Source organism: Vibrio mangrovi (assembly GCF_024346955.1).
Taxonomy (GTDB): Bacteria; Pseudomonadota; Gammaproteobacteria; order Enterobacterales; family Vibrionaceae; genus Vibrio; species Vibrio mangrovi.
The window spans coordinates 2671074-2693743 of sequence record NZ_AP024883.1 but is presented as its reverse complement, the minus strand read 5'-3'; the positions used below and the strand labels follow the sequence as shown (position 1 = coordinate 2693743).

Annotated in this window: 17 protein-coding genes (1 of these 17 only partly in view); 14 read left to right on the top strand and 3 right to left on the bottom strand. The window is 47.3% G+C overall.

Annotated features, from left to right (window positions below):
- From OCU74_RS11890 to OCU74_RS11875, 4 genes are read left to right on the top strand one after another with little or no spacing between them, the layout of a single operon-like run.
- Window positions 1-393: a hypothetical protein gene (locus OCU74_RS11890; RefSeq protein ID WP_087479929.1), complete on the top strand. Its 393-nt coding sequence runs from the start codon at window positions 1-3 to the stop codon at window positions 391-393.
- A gap of 14 nt (window positions 394-407) precedes the next feature.
- Complete coding sequence (locus tag OCU74_RS11885) at window positions 408-2168, top strand: carbamoyltransferase family protein (protein ID WP_087479928.1); 1761 nt, start codon at window positions 408-410, stop codon at window positions 2166-2168.
- Window positions 2169-2191: 23 nt separating this feature from the next.
- A complete protein-coding gene (locus OCU74_RS11880) occupies window positions 2192-3538 on the top strand; it encodes an MBOAT family O-acyltransferase (RefSeq protein ID WP_087479927.1) in 1347 nt (448 codons plus the stop codon).
- Between the two features lie 10 nt (window positions 3539-3548).
- Window positions 3549-4607: an SGNH/GDSL hydrolase family protein gene (locus OCU74_RS11875; protein ID WP_143693131.1), complete on the top strand. Its 1059-nt coding sequence runs from the start codon at window positions 3549-3551 to the stop codon at window positions 4605-4607.
- Window positions 4608-4672: 65 nt separating this feature from the next.
- Here OCU74_RS11875 and OCU74_RS11870 read toward each other — a convergent pair whose 3' ends face one another.
- On the bottom strand, window positions 4673-4927 hold the full coding sequence (locus tag OCU74_RS11870; RefSeq protein WP_087479925.1) for an acyl carrier protein: 255 nt from the start codon (window positions 4925-4927) through the stop codon (window positions 4673-4675).
- A gap of 415 nt (window positions 4928-5342) precedes the next feature.
- On the opposite strand from OCU74_RS11870, the gene OCU74_RS11865 reads away from it, so the two are divergent.
- The 8 genes from OCU74_RS11865 to OCU74_RS11830 all read left to right on the top strand — a co-directional run bounded on the left by OCU74_RS11865 (window position 5343) and on the right by OCU74_RS11830 (window position 14591).
- Window positions 5343-6242 (top strand): hypothetical protein, encoded by a 900-nt coding sequence (locus tag OCU74_RS11865; RefSeq protein WP_261856145.1) that lies wholly within the window; start codon window positions 5343-5345, stop codon window positions 6240-6242.
- Between the two features lie 56 nt (window positions 6243-6298).
- Window positions 6299-6706, top strand: coding sequence for a YbaN family protein (locus OCU74_RS11860; protein ID WP_087479924.1), 408 nt, complete (start codon window positions 6299-6301; stop codon window positions 6704-6706).
- A gap of 181 nt (window positions 6707-6887) precedes the next feature.
- Window positions 6888-8567, top strand: a complete 1680-nt coding sequence (locus tag OCU74_RS11855; protein ID WP_087479923.1) for a cyclic peptide export ABC transporter — start codon at window positions 6888-6890, stop codon at window positions 8565-8567.
- Window positions 8561-10366 (top strand): extracellular solute-binding protein, encoded by a 1806-nt coding sequence (locus OCU74_RS11850; protein ID WP_234993541.1) that lies wholly within the window; start codon window positions 8561-8563, stop codon window positions 10364-10366. Before OCU74_RS11855 ends, OCU74_RS11850 begins: the two co-directional genes overlap by 7 nt.
- Complete coding sequence (locus OCU74_RS11845) at window positions 10363-11418, top strand: ABC transporter permease subunit (protein WP_087479922.1); 1056 nt, start codon at window positions 10363-10365, stop codon at window positions 11416-11418. The genes OCU74_RS11850 and OCU74_RS11845 overlap by 4 nt, the downstream gene beginning before the upstream one ends.
- Window positions 11415-12458, top strand: a complete 1044-nt coding sequence (locus OCU74_RS11840) for an ABC transporter permease (RefSeq protein ID WP_087479921.1) — start codon at window positions 11415-11417, stop codon at window positions 12456-12458. Before OCU74_RS11845 ends, OCU74_RS11840 begins: the two co-directional genes overlap by 4 nt.
- Window positions 12451-13989, top strand: coding sequence for an ATP-binding cassette domain-containing protein (locus OCU74_RS11835; protein ID WP_087479920.1), 1539 nt, complete (start codon window positions 12451-12453; stop codon window positions 13987-13989). The genes OCU74_RS11840 and OCU74_RS11835 overlap by 8 nt, the downstream gene beginning before the upstream one ends.
- Window positions 13990-13991: 2 nt before the next feature.
- Window positions 13992-14591: a nitroreductase family protein gene (locus OCU74_RS11830; RefSeq protein ID WP_087479919.1), complete on the top strand. Its 600-nt coding sequence runs from the start codon at window positions 13992-13994 to the stop codon at window positions 14589-14591.
- Window positions 14592-14675: 84 nt separating this feature from the next.
- Here the strand turns inward: OCU74_RS11830 and OCU74_RS11825 are convergent, their stop codons facing one another.
- Both OCU74_RS11825 and OCU74_RS11820 read right to left on the bottom strand, forming a co-directional pair.
- Window positions 14676-15377, bottom strand: a complete 702-nt coding sequence (locus OCU74_RS11825; protein ID WP_087479918.1) for a thioesterase II family protein — start codon at window positions 15375-15377, stop codon at window positions 14676-14678.
- A gap of 81 nt (window positions 15378-15458) precedes the next feature.
- Window positions 15459-17750: a TonB-dependent siderophore receptor gene (locus OCU74_RS11820; RefSeq protein ID WP_087479917.1), complete on the bottom strand. Its 2292-nt coding sequence runs from the start codon at window positions 17748-17750 to the stop codon at window positions 15459-15461.
- Between the two features lie 322 nt (window positions 17751-18072).
- Here OCU74_RS11820 and OCU74_RS11815 point away from each other — a divergent pair, with 322 nt between their 5' ends.
- Complete coding sequence (locus OCU74_RS11815) at window positions 18073-18999, top strand: TauD/TfdA family dioxygenase (protein ID WP_087479916.1); 927 nt, start codon at window positions 18073-18075, stop codon at window positions 18997-18999.
- Between the two features lie 34 nt (window positions 19000-19033).
- Window positions 19034-22670 carry the 5' portion of a non-ribosomal peptide synthetase gene (locus OCU74_RS11810; protein WP_159457393.1) on the top strand. The gene runs 2936 nt beyond the window's last position, so only the first 3637 of its 6573 coding nucleotides appear in the window; the start codon lies at window positions 19034-19036; its stop codon lies beyond the right edge, outside the window.

Below are 22670 nucleotides of genomic sequence, written 5' to 3'. Positions count from 1 at the left end.
ATGGAAGAGATCGTAACAGAGACGTATAAGCAGATCCGGACAAGACTTTTCGCACTCAGTTGTGGGCTATTGATCCTTTCTGTTGTCATGAGTCTGAGCAAAGAGACTCTTTGGATTTGGTCTGTTCCGTTTGCCGTGATTATCTTTTTATATGCTGTGATTGCTCCGTTGAAGCTGACGGTGGTCGTCAGAATGATGGATAAGCTCCATATCCAGATTGGGAAAGGGTTATTCTGGATACTGTTTTTTATTTTTATTACGCCGCTCAGTTGGTTATTACGTCTGATTCGTCCCGGATTGATTCCCTTAAAAATAGATGATCGGGCACCCAGTTACTGGACTACATCGGAAAAAGATGCAGTGACTCCGGATGATCTGAAAAAACAATTTTAAAGGGGGACGGAGTGATGACTTATATTCTCGGTATATCTGCTTTTTATCATGACAGTGCCGCCGCGTTGCTCTGCAATGGCGAAATCATTTCAGCTGTGCAGGAAGAACGTTTCAGCCGGGTGAAGAATGATAGCGGGTTTCCGCAGAAGGCGATTGAATGGATTCTGAAAGAACACGACATGACGATGGAAAACATCGATTATGTGATTTTTTATGAAAAACCATTTAATAAGTTTGAAAGGATTCTGGAAACCTGTATCCGTTTTGCTCCCAAAGGATATCAGTTATTCAGTCAGGCGATTCCCATCTGGCTGAAAGAGAAGTTATTTCAGAAAGTTGACCTGAAGAAACATCTCTCCACATTTCAGGGCGGGGAACGCTGGAATCAGAAATTACTGTTTTCAGACCACCATCTCTCTCACAGTGCGGCTGCTTTTTATCCTTCTCCTTTTGAATCTGCGGCAATTTTAACTATTGACGGTGTCGGTGAGTGGGCGACAACAACGATTGCTGTTGGTTCGGGGCAGAGTATTCAGAGAATAAAAGAGATCTCCTTTCCCCATTCGTTAGGCATGCTCTATTCGGCGATCACGGCATTTCTGGGTTTTAAAGTGAATTCCGGAGAATATAAGATCATGGGGCTTGCACCCTACGGTCAGCCGGAATACAGCGTCTTAATCAAACAACATCTGATAGATATAAAGCCCGACGGCAGTTTTCGCCTGAACATGAAATATTTCCGGTTTGCAACTGAGCTCCGGATGTATGGTGCTGAACTTGAACGTCTGTTCGGTATACCAGCCCGGTTACCGGAAAGTCCTTTAGAACAGGTTCATATGGATATTGCTGCTTCCATTCAGGAAGTGACCGACGAGATTTTTTTATCACTGGCCCGTTATGTGAAAGTTCTGACCGGAGAGTCAAACCTGTGTCTGGCTGGCGGCGTTGCTTTGAATTGTGCCGCAGCCGGAAAAGTTCTTAAGAGTGGTATCTTTGAGCATATCTGGATCCAGCCGGCAGCCGGTGATGCCGGTAGTGCCTTAGGGGCCGCACAAATATGCCATCACTTATATCTTCAGCAGCCCAGAACACCTATTCCGGATTATATGCCTTATCTGGGACCAGTATTTGAACAGGATGCGGTTCTGGTTCAGTTAGACCGTATGGATGCCAGGTATCGTATTGAGCCGGATGAGCAGCTGTTTGAACTGACGGCGGATGCTTTAGCTGGCGGTAAGATTGTTGCCTGGGTTCAGGGGAAAGCCGAGTTCAGTCCCAGAGCATTAGGAAATCGTTCGATTCTGGCCGATCCCCGTGGGGCTGATCTGAAACGTGAACTCAATCTGAAAATCAAATACCGGGAATCATTCCGTCCTTTTGCCCCGGTGATTCTGGAAGAGTATGCAAACGAATGGTTTGATATTCAGGGTGCTTCTCCGCATATGAATTTTATCTATACGGCCAAAGCAGGTGTCAGTCACAAGCTGCCGTCCGTTATTCATGTTGATGGTACGGCAAGACTTCAGACAGTATCAGCGAGCAGTAATCAACGGTTTTACCAATTAATGCATCGGTTTTATGAGAAAACCGGATGCCCGGTGTTGGTCAATACCAGTCTGAATGTCAGAGGAGAACCGATGGTTCTCTCTCCTGAAGATGCGTTTAACTGCTTCATGAATACAGAAATCGATATGTTGGTCATTGGTAATGTGGTGCTTGATAAACATGAGCAAAACAGCCGGAAGTATCAGAAATATCACTATGAATTAGACTAAGCAGGCCGGAATGAGGTAGTCATATGCTTTTTCAGTTGCCCATTTTTTTATTGTTTTTCATGTCCGTACTGCTGACGATTCGCCTTGTTCGTGATCTCTGGTGGCAAAAAATAATTCTTTTACTCTGTAGTCTGTTTTTCTACTCATTCTGGAATGTCCACTATATTTATGTGCTGGGATTTTATGTTTTTCTGGGAGTGTTCGCGTGCCGCCTGTTAGCGAACCACCCCAAATTCATCATGGTATTAGTGTTGGTGGGATTGATACCTTTAGTCTTCTTTAAATACACTAATTTTTTGCTGGTAAGCTTAGGGTTTGATGTAACGTTTGATATTGGTCTGCCGTTAGGAATCTCTTTTATTACCTTTACACTGATCAGTATGATGATCGACTTTTCCCGGATGCCGAAGAAGAGTAAGTTCACTGTACTGGATATTAGTTTATATATCAGTTTCTTCCCTCATTTAATTGCCGGTCCTATATTAAGAAGCCGGGAGCTGATTCCACAATTAAGTAAGATCAGCGTTTCCTGGCAGAATATTGTTTATAACTTACCCCTGTTTTCGGTGGGGATGATGAAGAAAGTTCTGATTGCCGATCAGATCGGGACTTATGTTCATCCGGTATTCCTTCATCCTGAAGGATACGGAAGTCATAGTTTATTACTTGCTGCCTGTGGATTTGCGGTTCAGATCTATTGTGATTTCAGTGCGTACTCTGATATGGCAATTGCAACGGCGGGCATGCTGGGGATTCGCTTTCCGGAAAATTTCCACTCACCCTATTTGGCCCATTCTCTTACTGAAACGTGGAAGCGCTGGCATATGACGCTGAGCTTCTGGCTCAGGGATTACATTTTTATTCCTCTGGTCCGGCGTTTCCGGGACTCTTTACCTTATATGCCGATTTTAATCACGATGCTTGCTTCAGGGTTGTGGCATGGTGCCAACTGGACTTTTGTCCTGTGGGGCGGCCTTCAGGGTGTGATTATGATGCTGGAAAAATACACCGGATATGATCGGTTTGTAGATACGCATAAATATATCAAGCCAGTGGGTGTTCTATTGAATTTTATTGTCTGGCTATTGTTATTGATACTGTTTCGTAGTTCATCCATTGAGATGGCGATATCTTATTATCAATCGTTGTTTTCTTTCCATATTGAGCCGATGACGTCCAAAGAGCTAACCATTTGGGGTTTGATATTTATAACACTGGCATTACATGCATTTGACCATGCTGATTTAATCCGGAACAGGATGATGAAAATACCTTTTACTTTGTCTGTTCCGGTGATGATGGTTGTGATTATCGGTTGCTCTATGGTTGCTGCACAGAGGCCGGAAAGCTTTTATTACTTTGATTTTTGAGCTTGATTTTATGAGAAAAATAAAATTAATTATTGCATTTATTACTGTTGTTTTCTTATTCATACTGCTGCTCAATGGTGGAGGTGATTTGTTAATCTCCATGAGAAGTTACATTCATCGTGATGAAGTCCGCTTCCTTCAGTCATTACCAGATAATCTGGATCGTAGAACTTATGCTAAATACTATGTCGATACGAGAAAACTAAAATACAGACATATTCCATATATAGGTAATATCGTTGTTCCCGGTAGTTATGGTATCTATGACATCGATCAGTCAGGTCGACGGGTTGTTCAGAATCAGATAGAAAAAAAGCCTCCAACCAAGAAGTTACTGGTTTTGGGAGCATCCCAGAGTTTTGGTTACTACAATTCATCGGATACGACTTTAGTGTCTTATTTATCGGCGTTGTTGCCTGATTATGAGATAGATAACTATTCCTCACCGGGACAGACTGTCTCTCAGAACCTCGAAAACTGGAAGAGAATTGAGCATCTGAGAAAAAAACATTATGACTTAGCTATTATCGTGAATGGCACTTTTGATTATTTTGATGAATGTAAAAGGGTAACCTGGGTCGATATGCAGCAAAAAAATAAGCCTGTATTATATAAAACGCCTGCTCTTGTTTCTATTTTTAATATGATAAAAACGAAATTATGGAATAAAAGTGATGAGTTTGAATTAATAAACCTCTGTAATACGGATTATTATCAGAAGATGATGTCTGAGAAAATATTTCATAGTTTTGAAAATATACTTCATTATGGAAGTGAGTTAGATACAAAGACATTTGTTTTCATTCCACCAGCATTATGGGGAAATCAGGCAAACATCAGTAATATTAAATCAGGATTGAGTCCGGAAGAGATTAGCAGTTTTACTAAAATAGCCAGTATGCTGTCTAAAGCATCTGGTACGAATAATCATATTGTTGATTTTTCTCATGTCTTTGATCACCGACCTGAAGAATTTTTCTTAGACTTTAATGCTCATTTAATCCCGGAAGGAAATCAGATTTTAGCTCATGAGATGGTTCGGTATATCAAAGAAAATAACTATTTTTAACGAGGTTAAGTCTAGTAGTTGTATATTATTTTTAATAATGAATGTGTGTGAGTGGAAAAACCACCCTATATGGTGGCTTTTCTTTCCTCGTTAATATACTTTTCGATTAAATTAACTGTATCTATTTTCCTGAATACTTCAGAATCTGAAGAAGATATATATATATTATACTCATCCTGAATAAATAATGTTAACTCTGCGATGTCAAGGGAATCAAATCGTTTTGATTCGATCAGAGATTCATCATCACCAATATCGGATTTGTCTCCATTTCTGTGAAGTAAATACAGGACGAAATCTCTTATTTTTTCTTTTTCCATTGTATCCCTCGGCTCTGGTTACCTAACTCAATTACGTTTTAAATATGTAATTTGTAAATTATAATGGGGTTGATTATGACAATATTATAGTTTCTTTTCTTGCATCTTCCACGAGCCTGAAGCATTTTTGTATGGATCTGTTTTGTGAGTACATCAGTGATGGCCCGACGTCTGGGCTGTGAGCCGGAATGGAAGGCAGGTATAATGACAGTTGTTCCCTCAGAGAAAAGAGTACGTTGTGGTGTCTCAGTTCTGCAAGTCGGTAAGATAAAAAATAGAATTGCCCCCGTACTCATTGATTTAATGGTATATTTCGACCCATTCGTCATTCTAAGGCCTAGTTGATATGTCAAATCCGGGAAATAAAAAGGGATTTAGTATTTCCGCTCGGGAAATTGTCCATCTTGATAAGGTGATGGAAAATATTGATACCGATATTGCTGTGGCAATGTCCTATGTGAGACGGGCGCAGAAGTTAACCTTCAAGGATCTGGATAAACGATTCTCAGGTATTAAAACAGAGACTCTGAAGCGGTACATGCAGCAGAGTTACCCGTCGATGCGGCCGCTTCATTTTCTGGCGGCGTATTCCTGGGTCACCATGGTTCCGATGACCTGCTTTTATTACCGTATTCTTTACCCTGAGCTGGACGATGATATTCTGGAAGCCATGATGTGTATCGGGCAACTCCCATCGGGCTTATTTGATACAATATTAGAGATTATCAGCATTGTCCTTGATGAATCTTCACGGCAGTCATTTATTCATCTCCGGGAGACATTAGAATCTCAGCTTGGCGGACTACATCATTATGATGACTGTTTTCCTCCTGAAACTTTGGATCTTCATGCTTTTGCGATTGATTATTACCGGTCGGTCGCGATGTGTATCCAGACTTTCAGGGCTGAAAATAATATTTCGGTGGAGATGGCCGCAAGCGTCATCGGCCTTTCCGTTAATCAATATGATGTTCTGGAAGATATTCACAATACAACACCGTTTCCTGCCTCCATCGGAATCCGGGCTAAACTTGGATTTCAGTTAGAAAGTTATGCCGGTTTCTCAGGTGAGATGCGCCTGTTCCCGGAATTCCATCAGTTGCGTTGTATTCAGCATGCCCGTGAATTATTGATTCGTGATGGACTGAAAAAAGTCTCTTCCGAACAAAGAAAACATATCATGAGTGTTATCTCAACTTTGTCATTACTGAAGATGGATGAACGTATGAGAAAGGCTGCCCCTAAACATGCTCATGTACTTTCCGAATCAGACATGGGAGACTTGGGACAGATGAAAACTGAGGCGAAAATATGACCGGTTGTTATCAGGTTAGTGTGTTTGCCGGAGTCTGAACGGGAGTCGGTAGTACGATGGCAGTAAAACAGAAATCAAAAAACTCACCGATAAATTTATGGGTTTATAAACTCATTGCGGTTGTCAGCCTGATTCTGGCGATTATCGGCGTGATTTTACCGGGATTGCCGACGACGGAATTTGTAATTCTGTGTGCATGGGCATCGGCGAAAGGATCACCCACCATCTACCGTTTTATCATGTCGAAAGCCTTTTTCCGCAACATGGTTGAGAACTGGCAAAACGGTAAGGTCATTTCCCGGAAAAATAAGATTCTGTCATCGTTGTCGATGTTAGTTTGCCTGCTGATTTTACTGTTGCATAAAGTGGCATGGATTTGGGTGGTGGTATCGACGATTGGCATGCTAATCGGTAGCTATTTTATCTGGGGACGTCCGGAGAGATTGCCTCACAAAGAGTCTTAACAGCCTTATTATGTGCTTATTATTTTGTAGGTAAGCGGTATCATTTGCCTGTCTTGTAAATCGAATCTTAATTTTTTGTAAATAAATTCGCCTTAATTGATTCTTTCTTCTCTATCTTTTTACAATTCTCTCGTTCATAATACAAACGCTAATAATTCTTATTTGTTTTCTGGTGTATTGTATGACCTTAGTCTGGACGTTGTTGCGGGGGAACACTTTCAAATTCCTGACCGCGATCCTGTTGAGTGCTTTGAGCGCAGGATGTGGTGTTGCCGTGATTTCTATGATTAGCCGGGTGTCATCAGCCGATGTCATTACCGGTCAGGATGTGGCGCTGTTATTTGTGCTGATCGGTTTGCTATTCGGATTGAGCTTTTTCTCTCAGGCGATGCTGACTTCTTTAGGACATCATGTTGTCTACCGGTTGCGGCTCCATCTTTCCCAACGCGTGTTAAAAACTTCGGTAGAACGGATTGATCAGTTAGGGCAACCCGCCATACTGGCAGCACTGACTAAAGATGTGACATCTATTAGCCAGGCGTTTAACAGTTTACCGTTTGTTGTCTATGGTGCGGCGGTCTTACTCTGCTGTTATGGCTATCTGCTGCAACTTTCCCTACCGTTTTTCCTCTGCACACTGGTGATGACAATTCTTGCTGTGGTTATTGCCCGGCAACTGATGTCATCTTCAAGGCGACTGAAGCGTGAAGTGCGGGAAAATGATGATGCACTTTATGACCGTTATTCCGGATTATTGCTGGGGCGTAATGAGCTTAAGCTCAGCCGTCAGCGACGCAGCAGTTTCTTTAGTGGCAGTTTAAAACCTGTCGTTAGTAAGGCGTTGGGGCTGGAAGTTAAGGCCGATCGATATACGGTTTTAAATGGCAGTTGGGTGAATACTTCCATTCTGCTGCTGATTGCCACCATTATTCTGATCCATAGCTTATTTGGTGTAGGCACCAGAGAACAACTGACAACTTTTGCGCTGACCATTCTGTATCTGCGTTCTCCGCTGGCAGGCATGATCGGTTCTCTGCCGGCTTTAATTCTTGGCTCCGTTGCTTACGCAAAAGTTCAGCAACTGGCGTTACATGAAGGGAATGATGCAACGGGAGAACAGTCTGAGCCGCAGACACAGTGGCAGACGCTACAGATGAGAGATGTGACTTATCAGTATCCTTCAGAATCCGGTGAACCGGGATTTGGTGTCGGGCCGGTTAACTTTGAACTGAATCAGGGGGAACTGGTGTTCTGGGTTGGCGGAAACGGGAGTGGCAAATCGACCTGCGCCCGGCTGGTCACCGGACTCTATACGCCGCATACCGGTCAGCTCATTTTTGCCGGTCAGGAAATTCATGATGACAACAGAGATTGGTTCTTAAGTCATTTCTCGGTTGTTTTTGCTGATTTTTATCTGTTTAAGCAACTGATTAACGAATCCGGAGAACAGCCGGATGCAGCACTGGTTGAACATTATCTGAATGCACTGGCTCTGGAGCAGAAAGTGACGGTTACCGGGGGTGAACTGAGTACCACTAAGCTTTCTCAGGGACAGCGTAAACGTCTGGCGCTGCTGCTGGCTTATCTGGAAAACCGCAGCATTATTCTGCTGGATGAATGGGCTGCGGATCAGGATCCGGCATTCCGCAAAGTCTTCTACACCGAGCTGCTCCCCGAACTGAAAGCCAGAGGAAAAACCGTGATTGCCATTACCCACGATGATCACTACTTCCACATGGCTGACAAGATATACCGGATTCATCAGGGCAATATGATGCTGCTGGAAGATGAACATGCACACGATTTTTCGCCTCAGAACCGAGTAAAAGCACTGCACGAGAAGGAAGAAGTAAGATGCTGAGAAAAATATCAGGCGCATTGATTCTGGTGGTTTGTTGTCTGAGTCAGAATGTTCTGGCAGAAGAAGTCACTCATGCCGTTTCTCTTTACGGGCAACCGAAATATCCGGCAGATTTTGACCATTTCGCATACGCCAATCCGAGTGCGCCAAAGCAGGGGGAACTGGTGATTGCTGAAATCGGTAGTTTTGATTCTCTGCATCAATTTATTAATCTGGGGACCAAACCCAGAGGGTTGTTCTGGCTTTATGACAGTCTGACCGATCGCGGCCATGATAAAGATGAAATCAAAACCCGTTATGGCGCTTTAGCTGAAACTATTACCATTGCCGATGATTATTCATGGGTGAAATACCAATTGAGAAAAGGTGCCCGTTTCAGCGATGGCCAGCCGGTCACCGCAGAAGATGTCGCTTTTACAGTTGAAAAATATAAAACCGTCGGATTGAGTAATATCAAATCCCGTTTTCAGGGCGTCCGGTCTGTCGAAGTGCTGGGGCCGAGAGAGGTGAAGTTCAATTTTGGGGATCATGGCAGCCGGTTACAGGTATTGAATGCCGGGAACCTGCCCGTTCTGCCCAAACACGTCTGGCAGGGGAAAGATTTCACCAAACCGACACTCGATATTCCTGTCGGTTCCGGACCTTACCGGATAACGGCGGTTGTGCCGGGCCGCAGTATCACTTATTCCCTGCGCAACGACTACTGGGGAAAAGATCTGCCTGTCAATCGTGGCAAATATAACTTCAAAACCATCCGGGTCGAATATTTCCGGGATCGCAATGCAGCGGTGCAGGCTTTAGCCGCCGGGGAAGTCAATTATATTGCCGAATCAAATCTGGCCCGCTGGCAAAAACTTTATCAGGGCAAGGCTTTTGATTCCGGAACGGTGGTGAAAGAGAAAATCGACTATGATGCGCCATCGTTTGTGACTGCGTTACTTTTCAATCTGCGGGAAGCGAAATTTGCCAACCCGAAAACCCGTGAAGCACTGGCTTATGCATTTGATTTTGAATGGCTGAATAAACGGGCATTTCAGGGGCAGTACCAACGGGCCGAAAGTCTGTTCAACAATAGCTTTCTGGCATCCGCCGGTCATATTTCTCCACAGGAAAGTGAAGTTCTGGCACCTTTTAAACAAGAACTTCCCCCGGCACTGTTCTCCGGAACATTTCACTGGCCGGCAACCGATGGTTCGGGCAGAGACCGGGACAATCTGATCCAAGCGAAAAAGCTGCTTGAACAAGCTGGCTGGAAAACCGAACAGGGGAAACTGGTCGATGCGAATCACCAGCCGTTTGTGATTCATTTTCTGGTGCCGTCTCCGGCAATGAAACCGGCTTTGGGTGCTTATCTGCAAAACCTGAAACGGCTGGGAATTGAGGGACAGATTTCTGTGCGTACCGGAACGGAATTCTACAAACAGCTCATGCAGCGTCAGTTTGATATGACGCCGATTCAGTACAAAGTACGTATTCCACCGAATACCGAAGTTCGTTCTGCACTGCTTTCTTCGTTTGCTGATGTGGCGACCAGCAACAATATTGCCGGATTTAATGATCCGGTGATTGATGCATTGGTTGAAGATTTGGTTCATGCAGACAGTTACCGGAAAACCGAAGTCTACGGGAAAGCACTCGATCGGGTATTGAAGTGGAAATATTACTTCCTGCCTCTATGGGCGCGGAATTTCCAGCTGGTTGCTCATGCGGATTATATTCAACGACCGGAAGTGGATCCGGCCTACGGTTATGAAGTTGAGTTCTGGTGGGATAGCCGGCGGGATCATTCAGCGCAATGATGCAGCAATATATCGTTAAACGTCTGTGTCTGATTGTGCCGACTTTACTGGTGATTGTGACACTGAATTTCTTCCTGTTGCAGTGGTTACCCGGTGGGCCGCTGGATGCAGTGCTGGCCCGAATGGGCGGTATGGAAACCGGGACAACGTCGCTGTTTGAAAGTGAGAATACGCAGTTGGGCAGCAACCAGATTGATGCCCGGCTGCGCCAGCAGATTGCCCGTGAATATGGTTTTGATCAGCCACTCTGGCAACGTTATACCGATACACTGTGGCGCTATCTCACGCTGGATTTAGGTCAAAGCTATTTTAGCGGACAATCGGTGGCTGCGCTGATTAAGGATAAGTTACCGACCTCTTTTTCAATCGGTTTCTGGAGCCTGCTGATTACCTATCTGATCGCGATTCCGCTGGGAGTATGGAAAGCACTGAACCGGGGCGGCTGGCTGGATGCAATCACCAGTTTTACCCTGTTTCTTTCCGTAGCACTGCCGACTTTTATCATAGCGGTTCTGTTGATGATTCTGTTCGCCGGAGGCGGTGTTTTTGACTGGTTTCCGCTGCGGGGATTAGTGTCGGCGGAATTTTCTCAGATGACGCTGGCAGAGCAACTGAAAGATTATGCCTGGCATATTTTTCTGCCGGTGATGACTTGCGTTGCCGGTGGTCTTGCTCCCGTGACGATGCTGATCAGAAATTCAGTCGTCGATCAACTGAATCAGCCTTATGTCGAGACGGCACTCAGTATCGGGGAAAGCCGTCAGAGTGTGTTGTTCCGGCATGTGCTGCAAAACAGTCTGTTGGTGCTGATTGCCCGGATTCCGGCAGATTTACTGGCTCTGTTTGTCGGCGGAGCGTTACTGGTTGAAATTATTTTTTCACTCGATGGTGTCGCATTACTGGCGTTCGAGTCTTTGCTGCAACGGGACTATCCGGTTGTGCTGGGCATCATTTATGTCTATTCACTGTTGGGGCTGTTCATGACCCTGCTCGGAGACATTCTGTACCGTCTGGTTGACCCGCGGATGAGTTTTGAGGCGGTGAACGGATGAGGTTGCAGGAAAAGCGTTTCAGAGTCGTCAGAAGAGGAAAAATCGCTGTGGTGATGCTTGCCGCGATTTTTCTCATGAGTTGCCTGTCTCCGCTACTGGCAAACAATAAGCCGTTGGTGATCGTTTATCAGGGGCAGTGGTATTTCCCATTGCTGCATGTTTATCCGGAGACAGAATTCGGCGGCTTTTTTGAAACGGAAGCGAATTATAAAGATGAATTCGTTGCTGAAGAGATTACCCGTCATGGCTGGTGGCTGTGGCCTCCGGTGCGTTTTTCTTTCGATACCATCAATTATGATGTCAGTTTCCCTTCACCACCTTCAGCAGTGAACTGGCTTGGTGTTGATGATCAGGGGCGGGATGTTCTGGCCCGGATTCTTTATGGCACACAAATCAGTCTGTTGTTTGCCTTTGGTCTGACAATGATTGTCGCCATTCTGGCTTTGTGTTTTGGCGCCGGTCAGGGTTACTACGGTGGTCTTGTTGATCTGATTGGACAGCGTATAACTGAAATATGGGGTGCGATTCCGGCGATTTTTATCGTGATGATCATGGCAAGTCTGGTTCAGCCCGGTCCCTGGATTCTGCTGTTGATCCTGTCACTTTTAGGCTGGCATCATCTGGCGCAGCAGGTGCGGGCGGAAGTGTTACGGATCCGGCAGCTTGATTATGTTCAGGCGGCGATCATTGCCGGAGTGTCAGACCGGCGGATTATCTTCACCCATGTTTTACCGAATGCTGTGGTCGCGTTGGTCAGTAACCTGCCTTTTATTTTTGCCGGGGCATTAGGAGCGCTGATCACGCTGGATTTTCTTGGTTTCGGGCTGCCGGCCGGTTATCCGTCTCTGGGCGAACTGCTGGCTCAGGGAAAGAATAATTTGCAGGCGCCCTGGCTTGGGATGATTGGTTGTTTCTATATTCTGGTGTTGGTGACATCTGTGGTGCTGATCGGTGAGATGATTCAGGAACTGGCAGCAAGACGGAGCTCTGTTGTTCAGCCAGAAGCCACTCAAGCGGAAAAGGCGGGTGATCATGCTTAAGTGCCGCGGACTTTCATTCACGCTCGGTGAGCAGGTGTTACTGGATAACATTCACTTCAGTCTTCCTGCCGGAGAAACTCTGGCGATTGTCGGGGAAAGCGGGGCGGGAAAAACACTGCTGTCAAAAATCATGGTTGGGCTTGCTCCGGCCGATGGTCAGGTTCAGGGTGAGGTTTATCTTGAGAATCAGAACATCGCATCCGGTAGTGACCAAGACTGGAGAGCGCTACGGGGAAATGTGATTGGCCGGGTTGCACAAGAGCCATTGTCGGCTTTAAATCCGGTGAAGCGGGCTGAATGGATGCTCGCCCGCGCCATTCGTTTACACCAGATGAATCAACGACTGTCGAAGTCTCAGTTGCGGACGAAAATTGATAATCTGCTGCTTCAGGTCGGTTTATTGCCCGAGCATAAGCGGCGTTTTCCTCACCAGTTGTCCGGCGGGCAAAGGCAGCGTCTGCTGATCGCGATTGCGATAGCCAACTCCCCGAAACTGTTGATCGCCGATGAACCTTCGACAGCTCTTGACGAGAAAACCCAGCGACAGATACTGAATTTGCTGAAACATCTGCAACAGCAACTGAACATGGCTCTGGTGCTGATCACACATGATTTGCAACTGGTGCGTGACATTGCCGAACAGGTACTGGTTCTGAAACAGGGGCGGATTGTCGAACAGGGCAGCACCCGGCAGATTTTTTCGCAGCCCGCTCATGATTACACGCGGATGTTGCTGGAGCATGACCCGTTCAGACAACCGGAAGCCGTTGCTTCTTTCCCGGTTTTACGGGTAAAAGATTTATCGGTCGATAAGATTATCAGCGGAATCAGTTTTGAGCTTGCTCTGGGGGAAAATCTGGGAATTCTCGGTGAAAGCGGGGCCGGGAAATCGACACTGGCCAAAGCGTTACTCCGGTTACTCCCGGCAACAGGAACCATTGAGTTTGATGGCCAGAGCTGGTTACAGCTTTCCCGCAAAGCATTACGGGCACAGCGTGGCAAGATGCAGTTTGTCTTTCAGGACACGGCCGCAAGTTTTAATCCGCGCCTGACGATCCGGCATTCTCTGAAAGATGTTTATCTGGCTCAGTTTACCGGGCAGACGCAACGACTCGAATCAAAGCTCAGGGAAGCAATGAGGGAAGTCGGGCTGGATGAAGCACTTCTCTACCGTTATCCCCATGAACTTTCCGGCGGTCAACGGCAACGGGTAATGATTGCCAGAGCATTAATTTTGTCCCCGAAACTTTTGATTCTCGATGAGCCGACGACGGCACTGGATCAACTGAACCGGCGCAACATTATTACCCTGATTCAGCGTTTACAGGCTGAGCGGCATTTTAGTTTGATTGTCATCAGTCATGATCAGGGTTTGCTGGCAAACCTCTGTCACCGATCTCTGGTGTTGTCTCAGGGGCAGCAGATTGCTTTGGGTAAATGGCCTCACCTGCCTGATGACTGCGATCAGCGTAGTGATTGCCGCGAAGATGAAAACCGGAACAGAAAACTTACTTCATTACAGGTTGTTTAATTATGGAATCTTTAGCACCTTTATTGTCCAGACGTTCTTACAGCCGGAAGAAACTGATTCATCCGGCTCCCAATGATCAGGAACTGCAATCATTATTTGAGCTGGTTATGACGACACCAGACCACGGTAATTTAAAACCCTGGCGTTTTCTGGTCGTGAAAGGGGAGAAAATGCAGGTGCTGGCTGATGCGACTCTGGAAATGTACCGCAGACAGCTACCGGGTGGAGTGCTGACCGAAAAGGCCCGTCGTTCCTGTCAGGAAATTGCTAACACGCCGATGATGATTATTGCGGTGACGGACTTAAAACCAGAGCATGATGTTTCTTTATGGGATCAATGGTTATGTGGCGGGGCCGCAGTTCAGAATATCATGACGGGACTTCATCTGATGGGTTATGGCGGATTCTGGTACACCTTTCTGGCCGGGGATGAACTCAAACCTGTACTGGGAATGCAGCCGGAAGATCAGGTTCTGGGGGCAATATCCGTCGGAACACCGAAAGAGCGTTTTGTCCGGCCGTTAGAGCGTAAGTCACCACATGACTACTGTTTTGAGTGGCAGGGGCTGGGAAAGAAACCAACACCATACTTCGGCAAATAGCAGTTAAATCTTACCGGATGATCACGTCATATAAAAAATACAGTGTCAGGTTCATTGTGCCCTCAGATGTTTCCTGTCTGTAAACTAAGCCGCCAGCATATGTGACAAACGATTCAGAAAGTCTTTTAAATTCTGTTGGAAATAGAAATGATCACCCGGCCAGTCCAGATGCCGGTAGTCTGCGGTATAACGTTCCCATGCGCTGATATTCTCCGGTTTTACGATGGGATCGGATAACCCGTGAATCGTGGTGATCGGGCAGGAAAGCGGGGCGATGTCATGCCGGTGATAATGGTCGTTCAGAGCCAGATCCGCACGGATAATCGGCAGGAGCAATTCCATGAGTTCCGGATGCTGTAGCACTTCTTTTTTCAGGCCGCCCATTTTTTGTAGCAGGGCGATTAACTCTGGTTCTTCAAGATGGCTTTTCAGTATCGTTTCTCCCCGTAAATGCGGAGCATGGCTGGCAGAAATAATGACACTTTGAGGAGCCGGAAAGCCAGTGGTCTGCTGAATCTTCAGTGTCAGTTCGTAGGCAACGACTCCTCCCAGACTGTGACCAAAAATGTGATAGCTTTCATCCGGTGGTAGCATGACCTGGATTTGTTGCATCAGATCATCAACCAGCTCAGGAATACCGGAAATCAGCGGGTCGGTAAAACGTTGTCCCCGGCCGGGGTATTCAGGGCAGAGCAGAGAGATGTTTTTTTCTGCCAGCAAGGGCTTCCAGTCTGAGTAGAGCGTGGACGAACTGCCGGAGGAAGGCAGACAGATCAGCGTTGTCATTTTATTTCCGAAAAATAGAGATAGATAAAAGAAAGGCCGTTTGTTGTTCAAACGGCCCGATTTATTGTCTGTAAAGCGCGATCAGAATTTATAGCTGGCTTTCACAGATACTGTCCGTGGTGAGCCCAGATAAACAGCGTTCTGTGTCGAGTCTGAAGAAGCGGTATAGTAGTCTTCATCAAACAGGTTGGCGACACTGAGTTGCAGGCGAAGTTGTCGGTCTGCAAAAGCAGGCTGATACCAGGCGGTCATGTTCACCAGTGTATAGGCATCCAGCGTGTAATCATAGCCTTTACGACGGTTACCGGCTCGGTCTCCGACATAGACAATTCCTGTCCCGGCACCCCACTCTTCACCATCATTGTAGAACAACCAGGTACTGGCATTATTTTCAGGAATGTTCACCGGTTTGTTGACTGTGTCTGGTGCGTTGACGAACTCGACATCAGTATAACCGTAAGAGAAGATCGCCGTTAACTGATCGGTAATGGCGTAATCACCATCAATTTCAAAACCCCGGCTGCGCTGTTTATAGACATCGTAACTGCCGGTAACATCACCTGCGTAGGCAACATTGTCCAGATCGATACGGTAAGTGGATAGTGTCAGATTGAGCTTTTTATCCAATAGTGCCAGTTTGGTACCGATTTCGTATTGAGTACCATCTTGTGGATCGACCCAGTGATTGGCAACGGAGTCATAGGCATTATTCGGCATATAAGACGTTGCTATATTGGAGAAGGCAGAAACATTATCGGTGATCTGGTACAGCGCGCCTAACTGACCACTGACATTGGTCTCATAAGGTCTTTTGGTGTCCTCATTTTCCAGAGTGACCAGCGCAGAAACTGCGGACTGTAAAGTCTCGTCATAATTTTTGGTATATTTGCGTGAATAACGGTCAGCCCGTACACCCGCGACAAAGTGCCAGTCACCGTACTCAATCAGATCATTCAGGTAGATGCCATACTCGGTTAATGTCTGAGATTCATCCTGAATTTTGAACATATCATCCGGGTTAGAGACATTGGTAAAGTTATCTGAGTTATAGTCGTAAGCACCGCTATTAGGATCCGATGTTCCCAGAAAACGTCCGGAGTAGGCTGTGGTCAGCTGATTCAGACCACTCCAGCTGGCAGAAGTACTGGTGGTCTTATTCTCTCTGTACCGGGTTGCATCGATACCGGTTGTGACTTGATGGTAAGCCTCTCCGATATCAAATGTCAGCTGGTTTTCCCAGGAGACAATATCAGTATCACTTGAGGTGTCATCACCCCCAATGTAGCGGTTGATCGTACCGTCGAAAGCATTCTTATTCTGGTCCTGACCATAAATGGGGATTCCTGCGGTTGTTCCCCGTGACGCCGCAGAAGAAGCATAGAAGTGGACTCGCGTACCATCGTATTCCCGCTTCTGGTGCTTGAGTTTCAGACGGGTCGTCCAGACATCAGTGATATCGTGTTCGATTTCCAGACCAAATTTGTGGGTCGTTCTCTCCTGAGATGAAAATCCTGCGCCTAAACGTTTACTGCCGATATCCAGGAAATCCCAGCCGCCGGATGAGTTAAGAACCGCCAGTGTACCCCGGTCAAAAGGAACTTTCTCTTTGTTGTACTTATAAGAGAGTGTAATTTGTGTATCTTCGCTGGCTACCCAGGTCACAGACGGAGCGATATAAGTCTGTCTGCTGTCAGAATCATCGCGCCATCCTTCGGAATCATCGGCAACCCCGACGATCCGGTACAGTAGTGTGCCGTCTTCATTGGCCGAACCTGTACTGTCGAAGCTGAGGCGTTGTTTACCATGTTCATCCAGATCCAGTGCAATTTGCGAACTTTGCTCTTCCTGCGGTTTTTTACCGATGATGTTGATCAGACCGCCCGGATTCATATTGCCGTACAGAATCGATTCCGGGCCTTTGACAACTTCTACATATTCAATATCTTCCAGCACCGCTTTATCGGAAGCTAGTCCATAAATACGAGTACCGTCTTCATAAACACTGGCATCAAATCCACGGATAGAGAACTGGTCACGGGTGCCACCGTAATTGTTGCTCTCTGACACGTTACTGATGTTGCTCAGTACATCACTCATGTCACTCGCACTTTGCTGGTCGAGTAAATCCCGGTTAATTACGACTGCCGAACGGGGAATTTCAGTCAGGTCTGCTTCCGTACGCATTGTGGACTGAGCAATGTTTGATGTCAGTGTCTGTTTGATGCTGGTACCGGTGACGACTAAGACGTCCATTTCATTACCTGTGGCATCATCGGCAAAAGCAAATGCCGGGGAAACGGCCAGACCGAGAGCCAGAACATTCCGGGGGCGAGCCCATTCACTGATAAGTTGCGCTAAAAGTTTTTTATTCATTTTTTATGACTGCTTTTTCTGGTGGAGATGATTCGAGCTGGGCTGTCTGAATCCCGATGATTTTCTGTGTTCTTTCAATCGAGTGCAATTAATTTCATAAGGATGAACAGATAGATAGCTCAACTCTGTATGTAAGTTTTGTGTCAGTAAATGTAAACAATTCTATATACAACTGTAAAGATCTAATGATAATTATTTTCAATCTCAGTATCATTTAGATTATAGTATTGCCCGATTTCATGTTTCATATACAAAAAATGCACAGTTCTCACACAAAAAGTGCGGGTACGACATACAAAAAATAACAAGAGGAGATATCGCTATGGGAATTGAACTACCACTTGAAGTTGTGATGCCAAATGCGTCGGGATGGCGTCATGATCTGGAAAATATGCATCGGATTGTTGAGGAAAATCTGCATCGCAATGGCGGTATCCTGTTTCGGGGATTCGATATTCTGGGTGAAGCGGAATTTCAGGAATTTGCCAAATCATTCGGGTTTCCGCTGCTCAATTATGAATTTGGTTCGACTCCCCGGACTGATTTAGGTGAAGGGGTTTACACCACCACCGAATATCCGGCGCATCAGGTGATTCCTCTGCATAACGAACAGGCTTACACCCTCAACTGGCCGATGAAAATCTGGTTTCACTGTATTCAGCCGGCAGAAACCGAAGGGGAAACGCCCATCGCTGACAGCCGGGAAGTTTACCGCCGGATACCGACCCGGATCCGGGAACGCTTTGAAGAGAAGAAACTGATGTATGTCCGCAATTATGGAAACGGACTGGATCTGCCGTGGGAAAAAGTATTTGCCACCACTGACCCGAAACAGGTTGAGGCTTTCTGTCGTGCCCATCAGATCGACTTTGAATGGAAAGGTGACGGTGAACTGAGAACCCGTCAGATCTGTCAGTCAGTTGCCTGTCATCCTGTGACTCAGGAAATGGTTTGGTTCAATCAGGCTCATCTGTTCCATGTTTCCAATCTGGAAGCACACATCCGTGAAACGCTGCTCTCCATTGTCGAAGAAGAAGATTTACCGCGTAACGTCTACTACGGTGACGGTTCTCCGATCGAAGATGGCATTCTGGATGAAATCCGGGGTGTGCTGGATGAGTGCATGGTGAAGTTCCCATGGCAAAAAGGTGATGTACTGATGCTGGATAACATGCTGGTTGCTCATGCCCGTTCCCGCTTCACCGGGCCTCGTAAAGTGGTTGTCGCGATGGCAGAACCGAACTGCTGATCATACTTTTGGGCGCTAGATGAGGAATACGAACATGGACACTATATCTCTCGGGCACGAAATACGGCACGTGTCATCGAATCAGTCCGCACTGTGGTTTTTATATCAGCTTGCTCCGGCATCACCGGCATACAACGTCTACTTCACCAGTATGTTAGGTGAACCGGGAGGTCCGGTACTGCAACCGGAGCTGTTGGAGCAGAGTTTTTATCAGGCGGTTCATCAGCATGAGAGCATGAGAACCGGATATTTTCAGCAAGGGGAAAAGGTCTGTGCCCGGTTATTTGATGCTCAGCAAGCAGCTTTTGTGGTTGAACATGGCTCTCTGACTGAGGAAGAATGCCGTGACTGGACAGCCCGTTCGGCAGATCAGCCGTTTCTGCTCGAAGAGGGCTATGTGCTGCGGGCCAACCTGCTGATTGGTGAAGAGGCTTCATATCTGACGGTAACCGCGCATCATATTGCCGGTGATTTTTATGGTATGGAGCGTTTCATGCAGACCTGGGCTGAGTATTACACCCATCTGTCTGAAAATGGCCCGGCTCCGCAGAGCACTGAACAGTATTCTCATTGGTTGTCACGTCAGGAAAGCTGGCTGCAAAGTGAAGCAGCACAGCAAGCGACGGACTTCTGGCAGAATGCAATCGGAGAAGTCCCGGACAGCCTTGAGATACCTACAGATTTTGAACGTCCTGAAGTACGTTGCTTTGACGGCGATGAATGGGTTTGCGACGCCGATCAGGAACTTGCTGACGCGATTTTTGCAACGGCCAAAGCCTTTCAGGTGACGCCTTATGTATTGTTGCTGAGTGCTTTCCAGTTCTTCCTGCATCGTTTAAGCGGACAGACCCGTTTTCTGATTGGCTCACCGACATCAGGACGGCGGGGACGTCGGGACCGGGATGTGGTCGGATACTGTGTTAATCCGGTTCCGGTGCTGGCTGATTTTTCAGAAAATATCAGTTTTGCCGGATTAGTCCGGAAAAATTCAGCCTTTCTGAAAGCATCACTGCCGCATCAGAAACTCCCGTTTGCCAGACTGACACAAGCGTTGATGAAAACGCGCAGTGCCGACCGGAGCGGCCTGACCAGTCATATGCTGACTTATACCCAGACCCATGAACTTGATTTTTGCCGCCCGCTTGTCGGACCGATGCTGGAATCCGGACAGCGGGGCGCAGCCCATGAACTGAATCTTGGTGTGTATAAATTTCAGGCGGGCGAGCTTTCATTTCACTGGCGTTTCAATACCAGCCTGTACAGAGAGGAAACCGTTGCAGCGATGGCTGACGATTTCTTTGCGCTGCTTACTTGTCTGACGGCGGCTCCGGAGAGCAACTTATCTGACCTGAATGTTATGGCATGGCTGGATCCGGCAACTGAACATGATCGTGTCAGCCATTCCGGGTCAGCAACGGCTCTGGGCTTATGGCAGCAGCGGGCAGCCGATGAGATTGCATTGCTGCACCATGACCAGAAGATCACTGTCGGAGAACTGAATCAGGCCGCAGATAGCCTGCTTCTGGCACTGGATGAACAAGGGGTTGCCCAGAGCAATTCTTTGTGGCAAGCCGGTCCGATGGCGGTTCTACTGCCGAGAGGGAAACAACAGGTTGCAGCAATGCTGGCGGCCTGGAAATCCGGTACGGCCTATGTACCACTGGATGACAAGTTACCGGCTGCCCGTTTACAGGTGATGCTGGCGGAAGCTCAGGTCTCAGCCTGTTTTGGCCTCGGTTCCCGGCCTGAATGGCTGGCAGAAAACATTCTATGGCTGGATGTTGCGACAGTCGATTCTTCTGCGCATACCTCGCCGGTTAAAGCTGTTCCGGTCAGAGAGCACCATGGTACGGCACATTTATCTTCGACGGCTTATATGATTTTTACCTCCGGCTCGACGGGCACACCGAAAGCCGTGGCAGTCGGACATCGGGCGCTGGCCTCTTATGTGACAGCTCTGAATCAGCGTCTGAATCTGCAACCCGGCAGTGTCTACGCCAGTCTGGCAAGTATTGCGACCGATCTGAGTTATACCGCTTTATGGGGCGGATTGCTGGGTGGTTTTCCGGTCCGGGTGCTGGATGAAGAATGGATGCTGGATGCCGAAGGGCTGGCTGACCATCTGCAAAACTATCCGGTCGATATGCTGAAAGTTGTCCCTTCCCACTTGCAAGGATTACTGGCTTCCGAACGGGATGAAATTTTACCGAAATCAGCGTTAGTTCTGGGTGGCGAAGGCGTGACTCCGGCTCTGATTGCTCAGGTGCGGGGAATGGCTCCGGCACTGACTCTGTTTAATCACTATGGTCCGACAGAAACAACGGTGGGTGTGCTGGCCGGAAAACTGGCAGATAATCAGCCGGTTTCTCTGGGAACACCGCTGGCCGGTAACCGGGTTTATGTGCTAGATGAGCGGATGTCTCCGGTGCCTGTCGGAGGTATCGGGCAGCTTTATGTCGCAGGAAATCAGCTTGCCGAAGGATACTGGCAGGACTCAGCCAAGACTGCGGAGAACTTTATCGAAAACCCGCTGGTTTCCGGTGAAACCATCTACCGGACTGGTGATCGGGTCCGGCGTTTGCCACAAGCTCGTTTGCAGTTTATCGGCCGGGGTGATGGTCAGGTGAAGATCCGTGGCTACCGGGTTGAGCTAGCTGAAATCGAGCGCAAGCTGGCTGAGCTGGATCAGATCAGTGAAGCTGCGGTGTACTTCGAAAAAGATGATATGCGGGAATCGCTGATTGCATTTGTAGTATCACCGCACAGTCCAACCGTGTTGGCGGAGGCTTTGGCCGGGGTTCTGCCTGCTTATATGATGCCGCATTTCTGGCAGCCTCTGGAACATCTGCCGCGTAACAGCAACGGCAAGATTGATCGGAAAGCACTGCGTGAACAGGCAGGACTGTTACTTTCCGGGGCTTTATCTCCTGAAACACAGTCTCCTGAAAGCGCTCTTTCAGCCGATTCGGTTTCTGAAACCGCTCTGGGTGGAGAGACTCTGACAGACGCAACAACCGGACAACTGGTGGCGCTGTTTGCACAGGTACTGCAACTGGACTCTCAATCTGTTGATCCTCAGGCTGGTTTCTTCTCACTGGGTGGTGATTCTATTCTGGCCCTGCAATTGGTGGCGGCAGCGAGGAAAGCTGCACTACCACTGACACCACAAGCGATATTCCAGCATCAGAGTCCGGCGGCTCTGGCTGCATTTCTGGCACCACTGCTGGAGAAAGAAAATGCAGCGCTGAAAAATCATGCTCCGGCTCCGGAAAATACCGTTACTTCAAAAAGTGCTGTTTCGCGGCGGCGTCTGGATATATTGCCGGAACAGATTGAGTGCGGTGAAGTGACGGCGGATTTGAGTCAGCCGGATCTGGAACAAATCACCGGGCAGATCGCAGCCGATACGATTGAGGACATCCTGCCACTGTCACCCGGACAACAGGGAATTTTCTATCATTGTCTGCTGGAAAACGACCCGAGTCTTTATACCAATGTGACCGGGATGTCTCTTGCAGGACGGATTGAACCGTTTGAATTCTTACAGGCCTGGAAAAGTGCCGGATTGCGCCACGATATACTGCGCAGCCGGTTTATCTGGGAAGGACTGGAACAACCGCTCATGGTGGTCTGTCGCGGCCTTGCTATGGCGACGGATTATCAGGACTGGC

Bases quoted from the DNA above. Each gene is read 5' to 3' on its own strand.
- OCU74_RS11865 (WP_261856145.1), top strand. From the start codon at position 5,343: ATGGAAAATATTGATACCGATATTGCTGTGGCAATGTCCTATGTGAGA.
- OCU74_RS11850 (WP_234993541.1), top strand. From the start codon at position 8,561: ATGCTGAGAAAAATATCAGGCGCATTGATTCTGGTGGTTTGTTGTCTG.
- OCU74_RS11845 (WP_087479922.1), top strand. From the start codon at position 10,363: ATGATGCAGCAATATATCGTTAAACGTCTGTGTCTGATTGTGCCGACT.
- OCU74_RS11835 (WP_087479920.1), top strand. From the start codon at position 12,451: ATGCTTAAGTGCCGCGGACTTTCATTCACGCTCGGTGAGCAGGTGTTA.
- OCU74_RS11870 (WP_087479925.1), bottom strand. From the start codon at position 4,927: ATGGAAAAAGAAAAAATAAGAGATTTCGTCCTGTATTTACTTCACAGA.
- OCU74_RS11815 (WP_087479916.1), top strand. From the start codon at position 18,073: ATGGGAATTGAACTACCACTTGAAGTTGTGATGCCAAATGCGTCGGGA.
- OCU74_RS11890 (WP_087479929.1), top strand. From the start codon at position 1: ATGGAAGAGATCGTAACAGAGACGTATAAGCAGATCCGGACAAGACTT.
- OCU74_RS11885 (WP_087479928.1), top strand. From the start codon at position 408: ATGACTTATATTCTCGGTATATCTGCTTTTTATCATGACAGTGCCGCC.
- OCU74_RS11880 (WP_087479927.1), top strand. From the start codon at position 2,192: ATGCTTTTTCAGTTGCCCATTTTTTTATTGTTTTTCATGTCCGTACTG.
- OCU74_RS11875 (WP_143693131.1), top strand. From the start codon at position 3,549: ATGAGAAAAATAAAATTAATTATTGCATTTATTACTGTTGTTTTCTTA.
- OCU74_RS11820 (WP_087479917.1), bottom strand. From the start codon at position 17,750: ATGAATAAAAAACTTTTAGCGCAACTTATCAGTGAATGGGCTCGCCCC.
- OCU74_RS11860 (WP_087479924.1), top strand. From the start codon at position 6,299: ATGGCAGTAAAACAGAAATCAAAAAACTCACCGATAAATTTATGGGTT.
- OCU74_RS11830 (WP_087479919.1), top strand. From the start codon at position 13,992: ATGGAATCTTTAGCACCTTTATTGTCCAGACGTTCTTACAGCCGGAAG.
- OCU74_RS11855 (WP_087479923.1), top strand. From the start codon at position 6,888: ATGACCTTAGTCTGGACGTTGTTGCGGGGGAACACTTTCAAATTCCTG.
- OCU74_RS11840 (WP_087479921.1), top strand. From the start codon at position 11,415: ATGAGGTTGCAGGAAAAGCGTTTCAGAGTCGTCAGAAGAGGAAAAATC.
- OCU74_RS11825 (WP_087479918.1), bottom strand. From the start codon at position 15,377: ATGACAACGCTGATCTGTCTGCCTTCCTCCGGCAGTTCGTCCACGCTC.